Source organism: Pseudoalteromonas sp. TP27 (genome assembly GCF_056470645.1).
The window spans coordinates 62,210-74,689 of the sequence record NZ_JARDAK010000017.1 but is presented as its reverse complement, the minus strand read 5'-3'; the positions used below and the strand labels follow the sequence as shown (position 1 = coordinate 74,689).

Here is a 12,480-nt window from a genome sequence, read left to right as displayed (position 1 = left end):
TTTAGTTTTGCTTTAATGCACACACAATAAGGAAGCGTTTGTACATGTTTTAGTATTTAACTTAAAGCTGTACAAATTATTAAACTTACTTTTTCACAGGCAATATAATGAACTTAAATAAAATTAGCCAAGCAATTATGCTCTCTGGTGTCGTTTTTCTTAGTGCATGTTCTGAACAAGCGCCGTCTTCTACCGACAACACAGCCGTAGAGCTTGCTCAAAAAAGCAGTGCACAATCAGGCCCTAAGCTTGTTAATACAGATAATCAACGTTTAGATATTTATACCGACTTTAGCCTAGAGGCTGACCTTTCGCATTTGAGTGATAACCAAAAAGCGATGGTAGTAAAGCTTATTGATGCTTCAAAAATAATGGACGAGTTATTTTGGAAGCAATCTTTTGGTGAGAATAAAGATGCTTTTTTAGCAAAGTTAGGTGACGAAAAAGTACGTAAATTTGCCGATATTAACTACGGTCCATGGGATCGTTTAAATGGCGATGAAGCGTTTTTATCTAGCTATAAAGAAAAGCCTCTTGGCGCACAGTTTTACCCTGCTGATATAACTAAAGAAGAGTTAAACAATGCAGATGTTGAAGACAAAACAGGGCTTTACTCTGTAATTAAGCGTGATGAGCAAGGTAAGCTTTATAGCGTGCCATATTCAAAAGAGTATGCTGCTGAGCTTGCACAAGCCGCTGACCTTTTACGTGAAGCAAGTAAACTTGCTGATGATAAAGAGTTTGCTAATTATCTAAACCTGCGTGCTGACGCTCTACAAAAAGATGACTTCCAAGTTTCTGACTTTGCTTGGATGGACATGAAGAACAACCCAGTAGATGTGGTTATTGGTCCAATTGAGACCTATGAAGATCAATTATTTGGTTACCGTGCTGCTTATGAGTCTTACGTACTTATTAAAGATTTAAAATGGAGTGAACGTTTAGCTAAGTTTGCAGCATTTTTACCTGAGCTTCAAAAAGATTTACCTGTTGATGCTAAATACAAACAAGAAGTACCAGGCTCTGACGCCGACCTAAATGCATATGACGTTGTTTACTACGCAGGGCATTCAAACGCGGGTAGTAAAACAATCGCAATTAACTTGCCAAACGATGAGCAAGTACAGCTAGAAAAAGGCACACGTCGTCTGCAACTTAAAAATGCAATGCGTGCTAAGTTTGACAAAATTTTAGTGCCAATTTCAGAGCAGTTAATTGTACCTGAGCAGCGTAAACACATTACTTTTGATGCCTTTTTTGCCAACACTATGTTCCACGAAGTAGCGCACGGTTTAGGTATTAAAAACACCCTTACGGGTAAAGGGACTGTTCGTCAATCATTACAAGAGCACGCGAGTGCGCTTGAAGAAGGTAAAGCCGACATTTTAGGCCTGTACATGGTTGAGCAATTGCTTAAAAAAGGCGAGATCACTGAAGGCACACTTGAAGATTACTACACGACGTTTATGGCCGGTATATTCCGCTCAGTACGTTTTGGTGCTTCAAGCGCGCATGGTAAAGCAAATATGATCCGTTTTAACTTTTTTGCACAAGAAGGCGCTTTTTCTAAAAATGAAGCGGGTTTATACAGTGTAAATATGGAAAAAATGAGCTTAGCGATGGCAAAACTTTCTCGCTTAATCCTAACCTTACAAGGGGATGGCGATTACGAAAAAGTAGATCAACTAATTGCAACGCATGGCGATATTAAAGAAGAACTTGCTGAAGACTTAGAAAAACTAAGCAAAGCAAATATCCCTGTAGATGTTACGTTTAAGCAAGGTAGGGAAGTACTAGGGCTTAAATAAGTTTAGTTAAACTTAGTTAAACCCTAAAAAAGCGTTGCAGCTTAAAACTGCAGCGCTTTTTTTAACTCTGTAATTTGTACATCTGTATACGGCACAGCTGGGTGCTTACCCCAAATTGGCGCAGGCCAAGCTGCATCACTCGTAAAGCGTGCAATATGATGAATATGTAATTGCGGTACCATATTACCTAAAGCCGCTACATTTAACTTATCCGGGCTAAACACATCCATTAATAACTTACTTAATTTGGCTGACTCTTTTAAATAAACTATTTGATCATCCTCAGATAAATCAATTATCTCTCTTAAGTTAGCCTGCCTTGGCACTAATACAAACCACGGATATTGGCTGTCGTTCAATAAGAGCACTTTACACAGTGGCCAGTCGGCAAGTTCTATACAGTCACGTTTAAGTTGTGGTGCGAGTTCAAATTTAGAGTTCGTCATTGTTATGTCCTACTTTGTCTTTAATAATCGCCACTTTATAGCATTTAGTTGCAGTTGCACACGCTTGGCTTTAACATCAAAGTAATATTTATAATAAGCTAAGGCAACCTTGTGCTAAAAAAAATAAAACACCTCTCACTAGCCCTACCGTTAATGGTTGGCGCTATTAGTGTTCAAGCAAAACCTTTATCGTTGGAACGTATTTTTGACGATCCAAGCCTGTCAGGTAAATCGCCTGTACAACTTAAATTTTCGCCTGATGGCAGCCGTGTAACTTACCTGCAAGGTAAAAGCGATGACTACAACCGCTATGATTTATGGGAATACAATTTAAAAGATAACACCAACCGTGTGCTAGTTGATTCGGCAAAGTTATTTTCAGGCCCAGAAAACCTATCAGATGAAGAAAAAGCCCGCCGCGAACGCCAACGTATTTTTGGTAAAGGCATACTTGAGTACAAATGGTCTAAAGACGGTAAAGCACTTTTATTCCCACTTAACGGCGACCTTTACTATTATGATTTAGCCTCTGCTAAAAGTAAAAAACTAACCGACACTGAAACATTTGAAACCGATGCACGCTTTTCACCTAAAGGTAACTACGTATCGTTTATTCGTGAGCAAAATCTATTCGCTTTAGAGCTTGAATCAGGTAAAGAGATTCAGCTTAGTAAAGATGGCGGTGGCGTAATTAAAAACGGTATGGCCGAGTTTGTTGCTCAAGAAGAAATGAGCCGCATGACGGGTTACTGGTGGTCAGGGGATGAAACTAAAATTGCCTATACCCGTGTTGACGAAACACCAGTAAAAGAAGCTATCCGTAACGAAATTTACGCTGATGAAGTTAAGTTATTTAACCAACGCTACCCATTTACAGGTACCGACAACGTTAAAATTCAACTCGGTGTTGTTAAACTTAACGATCAAAAAGTAGATTGGATTGATTTAGGTAAAGATGAAGACATTTATATAGCGCGTGCTAAATGGCTGAAAGACGGCAATACATTGTCGTACCAATGGCAAAATCGCTCGCAACATAAATTAGAGCTGCGTTTTTATAACAGCGAAACTAAAGCACAAAAAGTAGCATTAACCGAAAACAGCGAAACGTGGATTAACCTGCATTTTGATCTTGAGTTTTTAAAAGACAAAAAGCACTTTGTATGGGCATCTGAGCGCGATGGTTTTAAACACTTATATCTGTATCGCACAAACGGTCAACTTGTTCGCCAAATTACTTCTGGCGATTGGGCTGTTGATAGCTTAAAAGGTATTGATGAGAAAAAAGGCATTGTTTACTTTGCCGGTCGAAAAGACACTCCTCTTGAGAGCCATTTATACAGCGCGTCTTTATTTAAAAAAGGCGATGCTAAACGTATCACCGAAAAAGGTCAGTACCATAATGTTGTGCTAGCAAAAGACAGCAAAACCTTTATCGACAATAGCTCATCTGATAACACACCAAACTCAGCAGCGCTTCGTAAAGTAAACGGCGAATTTATTACATGGCTTGAAGAAAACAAGCTAGATAGTAACCACCCGCTTACCCCTTATTTAAGCGATTTAACAAAACCAGAATACGGCACAATTAAAGCCGAAGATGGCCAAGTTATGCATTACCGTTTATTTAAGCCAAGTAACGTAACCGATGGCAAAAAGCATCCTGTTATTGTTAATGTGTACGGCGGCCCGCATGCTCAGCGAGTAACGAATAGCTGGCGCAGCAAAAACTTGTATTTTCAATACATGGCGCAACAAGGTTACGTAATTTTTCAACTCGATAACCGTGGTTCGTACAACCGTGGTAAAAAGTTTGAAGATGCTATTTATAAACACTTAGGTGTAGTGGAAGTTGCCGATCAAATTAAAGGCGTAGAGTTTTTACGCACACTTGATTACGTAGACCCACAACGCATCGGTGTTTATGGCCACAGCTACGGCGGCTACATGGCGCTTATGACTATGTTTAAAGCGGGCGATTACTTTCAAGCAGGCGTATCGGGTGCTCCAGTAACCGATTGGGCTCTATACGATACGCATTACACTGAGCGCTATTTAGGTCATCCTAATACAAACGCTAAAGGCTACGAAGACAGCGCAGTATTTCCATATGCAGATGGCTTAAAAGGTCCATTAATGATTTATCATGGAATGGCCGACGACAACGTATTGTTTACGCATTCAACTAAATTGTTTAAACAACTACAAGATAACGAAAAACAGTTTGAAATGATGACCTACCCGGGCTCTAAGCACAGCCTACGTGGTAAACAAGTGCAAACGCACTTGCATCAAACAATTACTAATTTCTTTAATCGTCACTTTGATGTTAAATAGTTAAGCAAGTTTAAAAAGTAGACTAAAGGCTGATTGATAAATCAGCCTTTTTTTTGCATTAATGGTTGTTAAGCCTAGATTAAACTCGCTTTTTAGCTACGCTTATTCAATGCGCAAAAGCGCACAATTTTTAAGGATGAATGTATGCCTAGTTTACGTAGCTTTAGTATATTTCAACGTTTCTCACTGTTAATAGCCATTGTAGTGCTTGGGCTAATAGTGCTGAGTATATCCAGCCTAACTAACCAATATAATGCCCTTAAAAACGAGCAGTACCTTAAAACACAAAATGTAGTAGAAACTGCTCACAGCATCATTGAGCACTTTCATGACCTTGAACAAAATAACTCACTCACCCAGCAGCAAGCTAAAACGCAAGCTCTTGAAACAATAAAAGCACTGCGCTATGACAATACTAATTATTTTTGGATAAATGATTATCAGCCTACAATGATAATGCATCCGATTAAACCTGCTCTTGATAATAAAGATTTAAGTAATAATAAAGATCCAGATGGCAAAGCGCTCTTTGTAGAGATGGTTAATATAGTTAAGCGTGATGGTGAAGGGTTTATACCTTATAAGTGGCCAAAGCCAGGTAAAGACCAACCTGTAGAGAAAGTTGCTTTTGTTAAAGGGTTTAGTCAATGGCAATGGATTATTGGCTCGGGTGTATACCTTGATTCAATTGACGAGGCATTTAGCCAACAACGTAACCTAATTATAGTCAGTGCAATAATTATGATTATTGCTGTTATTTTACTTAGTTACTTTATAGGTAAAAGTATTTTAATACCTACTCGCTTAGCAGCCGATATGATGAAGGACATTTCTCAAGGCGAAGGCGACTTAACCCGTACATTAAATGAATCCGGTAACGATGAAATATCTGAACTATCGCGCTCATTTAATTTGTTTGTTTTAAAAATACGAGAGTCACTTGTTCATGTATCACAAAGCGCAAACGGCGTAAGCAAGCATGCACAAACCGTTGACGAATCAAGTAAAACAAGTATTTCTTTTATTGAGCTTCAAAACGATAGCTCAACCCAAGTTGCAGCTGCCATGGAGCAAATGACTCACCAAATACATGATGTGAGCCGCAACGCCGAAGCCGCAGAACAAGCGGCTAAAGATGCAGCACAAAACGCATCAACGGGTAAAAATGTGGTGGCGCAAACAATAACAGCCATAGAAACACTTTCAAACAACATAGAAACAGTCAGCCGTGTAACTGCTGATTTGGCCAACGAGAGTCATAATATAGGCTCTGTACTTGATGTAATAAGAAGTATATCGGAACAAACAAACTTACTGGCATTAAACGCTGCCATTGAGGCTGCTCGCGCCGGGGAGCATGGCAGAGGATTTGCTGTTGTTGCAGATGAAGTACGTACATTAGCGAGTCGTACGGGGCAAAGTACAGACGAAATTCAAACCATGATCACTAAACTGCAAGAAGGTGCAAAGGCAGCTGTTGAGGCAGTTAAATCAAGCCAAGCACTTTCGGTTTCCACCGTAGAACAGGCGTCGTCTGCCAATACTTCACTTAATGAAATAGAACGACTTGTTTCAATTATTACCGAAATGAACAGCCAAATTGCACGTGCCACAGAGCAGCAAACTCAAGCCGCGGATGAAGTTAATTTACGTATTAACGAGCTATCACACTCAACAGAGCAGTCACTTAATAATACTAAACAGCTTACAAATGCCAGCGATAACCTTAAGCAAAGTAGCCAAGGGCTTTCGAGCGTAGTTAATCGCTTTAAATTAGATTGATAGCGATACCGTTATCATGAAATGCAAAAGCCCTGAATTAACAGGGCTTTTTATTACATATGCGTTTTTAGCTTATACCATTTCGCTTAATTAAGTGATCTATTTTTAGGATGGAAAAACGTGTTGATAGCTAGGCAAAAAATTTGCTATTTAGTTGTTCTAAATGAGAATTTTTTAACACAGATAGCGACACGTTTAGCCCCGAAAAATGATTAAGTATTATTGCGGATTGGTATTACATACAGTAACGTGCAAACAAGCTCGTTACTGATGCGGCAGTTGGCTTACCGTGCTGCCAATCACCACCTTCAACACCGCTACCCGCAATGTCCATATGCACATAAGGCAAAGGCTGTGCAGAGTCGTTACCGTGTTTATCAAGCCCACCAACAATAGCCATAAATGCCATTGGGAACTGATGACCACGAGCGGTAACAGCCGATGCTGCGTTATTGCTCGAGAGTACATCGTCAGCTAGCGTGCGTGGTTTGATAAAGTCGTAATCTTCACGACGTGAACGCGATACTTCTGCGCCATCAGCCCACAAATCTCCAAGGTCAGCAATCTGACGAGATACACCAGCGCTTCGAGCTGGGCCATTTTCAACATACGCACCGTAAGGGCCCATTGCACGAGCTGCGTGACCCGTTAATGTAGCAACAGTAAATAACGTTGGATTAACCTCAGTTTTAGCTAAATCTTTCATTTCGCTAAGTAGATCGCCCATTGCTAAACGCCCTTCTGCATCGGTATTACCAATGCGTACACGTACACCTTCGCGGCTAGTAATAATTTCATCTGGCACAAAACAATCCGAACCAATAGAGTTACGAACAACAGCTAAGTACGATACCACCTTAACGCCTTTAGGCTGATAATCCGCAACGGCTTTCATAAAGCCCGCAACAGAAGCTGCGCCGCCTTTATCGCGACTCATACCTGCCATATGGCCACCTACTTTTAGATCTGCACCGCCGGTATCGTATACAAGGCCCTTACCTACAAACATAAGTGTGCGAGTAATTTCACCCTCAGGTACATATTCAAGCTTAACAACACGTGGGTGATGGCGCTCAACTGCGTATGATGCACGAGCAACCGTACTTAACATTGGGTAGTTTTTATCAATAGCTGCAATATCATCAATTACGTCAACTGCAATGCTTGAGCCTTTAAATAAATCAACGCAGTAATCAGCAAAACGCGGTGGAGCCATACGCTCAGGTTCAGTGCCACATAAATCACGTGCTGCATACTGCCCTGCCGCAATGGCATTAACTGCTTTAATTGTTTGCTCGTTTGCACCCATTAAGCCAATTTGAGGAATAGGCTCAATACCTTCGCCGTGATATTCACGCGCCTCTAATGGCTGCCATAATGCCTGGCAAGCACCTAAATAAGCAACTTCTAGCGCATGTTGGTAACGGCTATCGCCATTTAAATTTGGTAACAATAATGCAGGATTAACACTGCCCGATGCTTTTGCTTCGTTAATTGCTAGTTTAGCTGCATCAAAATAGCGACGAACGTCGTCGTAATCTCTATTTAACGGACCGGTTGGCGCAAGTACAACGCGCTTGTTTTCAATCACTAATAAAGTAACTTGCTTACCAATGCGAGAATCAACTTTTGCCTGCGCTAAAATAGCGTCACGTAATGAATTGTGTGGTAATTGAGAAAAGTCATCACTAATAATAATAAGCGCATCATGAGATGTGCATTCAAGGCTTGCACTAACCGCTTGAGGGTATGCCATAAATAAGGTCCTGTTAGAAAACATAAGCCCCTATTATCGTCGATTTAAATATTGAAGACCAGCTAGGTGCGATGAGCTAATTATACAAGTTGCCAATAAATGGCAACTTGGAGTTACAGGCTTTACAGCTTAATCAAGAATACTCAGTTGGAAGTTTTGTGCTGGCTCGTTTTTAATGCCAACGCCTATACCAAGCAACCGAACAGGCTGTTGTAGACCTCGTTGATAAGCTTTGGTAAGTAGTTGAACAAGTATTTCAGTATTTAGCTCGTGATATGCTTGGTCGGCTGAGGTTACTACAAAATTTGCAAACTTCACTTTAACACTCAGTTTATTTATACGGTTTTGTAATTGTTGCTTATTAAGCCTTAAAACTAATTCGTCTAACAGTTTTGGAAGCTCATCTAAGCACTCTTGCAAACTTGTTTTATTGTATTCGTAGGTATGTTCAACACTCAGTGATTTTCTTATGCGATCTGTTGATACTTTACCAACATACTCACCTGCACACTTTTGATAAAGCGACACGCCAAAATTGCCTACATGTTGCTGCATCCAATTTACGCCTTTTTCGCGTACATCTTTGCCGGTATATAGCCCTTTTAAATTGAGTTTTTCGAGCGTTACTTTGCCTACACCCGGAATTTTACCCAGCGGTAATTGCGCCAAAAAGTCATCGACCTCGTGAGGCAAAACTACAAATTGACCATTCGGTTTTTTTTCGTCACTGGCTATTTTGGCAATAAACTTAATAGGTGCAATACCTGCCGATGCAGTAAGCCCTGTGGCAGTGTAAATATCCGCTCTTATTTGCTGTGCTATAAGCGTTGCACTGCCTTTACAAGCACTACTGTCTGTTACATCAAGGTAGGCTTCGTCTAAAGAAAGAGGTTCAACTAAGTCTGTGTAGCGGTTAAATACTTCGCGTATCTGGTTTGAAGCTTCTTTGTATACAGCCATGCGCCCAGGAACAATAACTAAATCGGGGCATAATTGTTTAGCATGATAGTTCGACATAGCCGAGCGCACGCCATACTCTCTCGCTATATAGTTAGCAGTTGAGAGCACGCCTCGTCGGCTATTGCCTCCAATAGCAAGCGGTACATGTGCAAGTTTTGGGTTATCTCGCATTTCTACTGCTGCGTAAAAGCAATCCATGTCTATGTGAATAAACTTTTTCATCACCACTATAACGACTGGTTATTTATACAGTCATTATTATAGAATCAATTGTGATAAGCAAGCCTAGGGCCTGTTTATCTTTCGAGGTTAAATTTGCAGCAGTATGTTTGGTATTTAGGCAAGGCAGAGCCTATGTAGTGTGGTTATTCCCCATAAATAGGCGATAACGTAGCACAAATGCCAAACATACGCTGCCCGAAGGGTTCTGCCTAGGGGCAATTTACTCTTTGTTGCCTACATGGATGTAGGTAAGGGGCGTGAGCAGGACGCGGAAGCTTTGCTCGGTTTTTACTTAGCCCACTAGGTCACAAACCTCGCGCCGCGATTAAATAGCCCCTAGATTGAACAAATTTTAATCCTGAAAGGTCAACAGGCCCTAGTTAACGATTAAAAAAAGTGTTTATTGTCTTCTGACTCTTTATAACCGCGCAACCAAAACATAACCTCGAAAAAAAACCCCGCTAACATTAAAATAATAGCGCCTGATTCGTTACCCATTGCGTGACAGGTAAAAGAAGCTATAAAAACCAAACAAGCTAAAAACCAATTAATTATATTTTGCATACATACCTCTGTGTTTTTGTCTTGTGTGTTTTTACAGTGCCACTTAACTGTAGACCTAAAATTAAATAGGTACAATCATCTTACAAAAAAACATACTCTAATTACCTTGAGCTCATAACACCATATTGATAATCTAAGTACTTTAAAATTAAGGGCCAATACATAATGCAAACGTTTAAAGATCAGCACCCTATTCATACCGACATCACCGTAGCATGGGCTGATATGGATGCACTGCAACACGTAAATAATGTAGTGTATTTACGTTACTTTGAAATAGCCCGAATCGACTTTTTAAATAAAATAAATCTGTTCGACACAATAAGCCCTAATGGTGTGGGCCCAGTAATTAGCGAAAATAACATTCGTTATAAACGCCCAGTTACATTCCCAGATACGCTTACAGTCGGCGTTACTATTACTGATATAAAAACAGACCGCTTCACCATGAATTACACCGTTTACAGCCATGTTCAAAAGGCTATAACAACAACGGGTACTTCTAAAGTTGTCATGTTTGATTTTACAACAGGGCAAAAAGCTACGATTTCTGAGCCTCTTTTATCGGCTTTAACTAGCCACGCTCAACACTAATTTAGCTAAGGAATTTTTATGAAATACAGCCCACTAGGTAGCAGTGGTGTAGACGTATCTAGAGTGTGCCTAGGCAGTATGACTTGGGGCAAACAAAACACTCAAAGCGATGCGGATGAGCAAATAGCCTACGCGCTAGAGCAAGGCGTAAACTTTATTGATACAGCCGAAATGTATGCTGTGCCTCCTTCTCCAGAGACCTATGGTAAAACAGAGGAAATTATTGGCGATTGGCTATCGCGTAATAAACAAAAACGCGGCGATGTAGTACTTGCTACAAAAATTGCAGGCAATGGCTTATCGTGGGTACGTGATGGTGGCAATATTACTCGCCAAACAGTAATAGAAGCCGTGGACGATTCACTCAAGCGCCTTCAAACCGACTACATCGATTTATATCAGTTACATTGGCCAAACCGTTCAACACCACATTTTGGTAGGCAGTGGCCTGGCACGCTTAAATTTACCGACGTAAATACACAAGAGCAGCAAGCTAGTATGCTCGATATTCTAGAAGGCCTTAATGAATGTGTAAAAGCAGGAAAAATTAAGCACTGCGGTTTATCTGACGACACGCCATGGGGTATCAGCCAGTTTTTAAGTTTAGCTAAAGAGCATAACTTACCGCGTATGGTGTCTATTCAAAACGAATTTAGCCTAGCGCATGCTAAAGATTGGCCATATTTAATAGAGCAATGTGTTCATGAAGAGATTGCCTACTTACCATGGTCGCCTCTGGCTGCCGGTTTATTAACGGGTAAATACTTAAATGGTGCTCGCCCTGAAGGCTCTCGATGGACCTTCATGCAGCGCAACGGTATTTTTAGAGATACACCCAATGCAGAACAAGCAACTAAGCAATATGTTGAGCTGGCTCATGCAAATAATATTACCCCAGCGCAGCTTGCGCTAGCATGGTGTAACCAAGTTGATGGTGTTACATCTTCAATTATTGGCGCAACCTCTATGGCACAATTAAAAGAAGATATTGATGCATTTGATATAACGCTAAACAATGAAATACTGACAAGTATTGATGCTATTTTTAGAAACCATCCAATGCCCTATTAATATAAACTTAAACAGGCAATTAAATCACATTTAATTGCCTGTTTAAGTGTCTGTTTAACCGTCTCTTTAGCTCACGATCCACTGATGCTCAAGCAAACACTGATCGTTAGCATAAAGCGCAACAGCAAAAGTACTTTTAGCCGTTACTTCACCTACGCCCGACGGTGTGCCGGTCATTACTACGTCACCGTCTTCTAGGCTCATAAATTCACTAATTTCTTGTAAAATTGAGTCAGGGTTGTGCAGCATAAAATGAGTATCGCCTCGCTGAATCACTTCATTATTAATTTTAAGTTCAAAGGTAAAGTGCTGCATTGCATCTGTTAATTCAACAAAGTCACTTAAAATAACAGACCCGTCGAACGCTTTAGCCCGCTCCCAAGGTAGCCCCTTATTTTTTAATTTACTTTGCACAGTACGCTTTGTTAAGTCGAGGCCGAGTCCAACACCTACAAATTTTTTATTTTTAATGACAAAACATAATTCTGTTTCATAATGCAGCGTATCACCGTTGTGAACTGCAAATAACGTATTAGTAATTGCGCTATTTGGCTTATTAAATAAAACCATTTGATCTGGCGTTTCGTTATTTAGCTCTGCAATGTGTGCGGTATAGTTACGGCCAACACACACTACTTTTGATGGTGTTAATTTCTCAGATACTAACTTTATTGAATGCATATAAGTAATGTCTCAGTTAATAGGGCCTGTTGACCTTTCAGGATTGAAATTTGTTCAATCTAGGGGCGATTTAATCGCGGCGCGAGGTTTGTAACCTAGTGGGCTAAGTAAAAACCGAGCAACAAAGAGTAAATAGTCCCTGGGCAGAACCCTTCGGGCAGCGCATGTTTGGCATTTGTGCTACGTTATCGCCTATTTATGGGGAGTAACCACACTACACAGGCTCTGCCTTGCCTAAATACCAAACATACTGCTGTAA

General features: G+C 40.4%; 10 protein-coding genes. 5 read left to right on the top strand and 5 right to left on the bottom strand.

The window, feature by feature from the left end:
* Nucleotides 1-107: 107 nt before the first annotated feature.
* On the top strand, nt 108-1,808 hold the full coding sequence (locus PX700_RS17065) for a dipeptidyl-peptidase 3 family protein (protein WP_479521381.1): 1,701 nt from the start codon (nt 108-110) through the stop codon (nt 1,806-1,808).
* Nucleotides 1,809-1,849: 41 nt separating this feature from the next.
* Here PX700_RS17065 and PX700_RS17060 read toward each other — a convergent pair whose 3' ends face one another.
* Nucleotides 1,850-2,254 (bottom strand): HIT domain-containing protein, encoded by a 405-nt coding sequence (locus PX700_RS17060; RefSeq protein ID WP_479521380.1) that lies wholly within the window; start codon nt 2,252-2,254, stop codon nt 1,850-1,852.
* Between the two features lie 111 nt (nt 2,255-2,365).
* Here PX700_RS17060 and PX700_RS17055 point away from each other — a divergent pair, with 111 nt between their 5' ends.
* Complete coding sequence (locus PX700_RS17055; RefSeq protein WP_479521379.1) at nt 2,366-4,591, top strand: S9 family peptidase; 2,226 nt, start codon at nt 2,366-2,368, stop codon at nt 4,589-4,591.
* Nucleotides 4,592-4,735: 144 nt separating this feature from the next.
* A complete protein-coding gene (locus PX700_RS17050; RefSeq protein ID WP_479521378.1) occupies nt 4,736-6,373 on the top strand; it encodes a methyl-accepting chemotaxis protein in 1,638 nt (545 codons plus the stop codon).
* Nucleotides 6,374-6,608: 235 nt separating this feature from the next.
* Here PX700_RS17050 and PX700_RS17045 read toward each other — a convergent pair whose 3' ends face one another.
* The 3 genes from PX700_RS17045 to PX700_RS17035 all read right to left on the bottom strand — a co-directional run bounded on the left by PX700_RS17045 (nt 6,609) and on the right by PX700_RS17035 (nt 9,875).
* Nucleotides 6,609-8,129 (bottom strand): M17 family metallopeptidase, encoded by a 1,521-nt coding sequence (locus PX700_RS17045; RefSeq protein WP_479521377.1) that lies wholly within the window; start codon nt 8,127-8,129, stop codon nt 6,609-6,611.
* Between the two features lie 129 nt (nt 8,130-8,258).
* Complete coding sequence (dinB, locus tag PX700_RS17040; protein WP_479521376.1) at nt 8,259-9,311, bottom strand: DNA polymerase IV; 1,053 nt, start codon at nt 9,309-9,311, stop codon at nt 8,259-8,261.
* Nucleotides 9,312-9,698: 387 nt separating this feature from the next.
* Nucleotides 9,699-9,875 (bottom strand): hypothetical protein, encoded by a 177-nt coding sequence (locus PX700_RS17035; protein ID WP_479521375.1) that lies wholly within the window; start codon nt 9,873-9,875, stop codon nt 9,699-9,701.
* 165 nt (nt 9,876-10,040) lie between these two features.
* Between PX700_RS17035 and PX700_RS17030 the strand changes: the two genes are divergently transcribed.
* Nucleotides 10,041-10,469 carry an acyl-CoA thioesterase gene (locus PX700_RS17030; protein ID WP_415636613.1) on the top strand — a complete coding sequence of 143 codons (429 nt, stop codon included), beginning with the start codon at nt 10,041-10,043 and terminating at the stop codon, nt 10,467-10,469.
* Between the two features lie 18 nt (nt 10,470-10,487).
* The gene (locus PX700_RS17025; RefSeq protein ID WP_415636614.1) at nt 10,488-11,540 is read left to right on the top strand and encodes an aldo/keto reductase; all 1,053 of its coding nucleotides are present in this window, start codon (nt 10,488-10,490) and stop codon (nt 11,538-11,540) included.
* A 66-nt stretch (nt 11,541-11,606) separates the two neighbouring features.
* Here PX700_RS17025 and PX700_RS17020 read toward each other — a convergent pair whose 3' ends face one another.
* Entirely contained in the window at nt 11,607-12,221 is a 615-nt protein-coding gene (locus PX700_RS17020) for a fumarylacetoacetate hydrolase family protein (RefSeq protein WP_479521374.1), read from the bottom strand.
* Between the last annotated feature and the right edge of the window lie 259 nt (nt 12,222-12,480).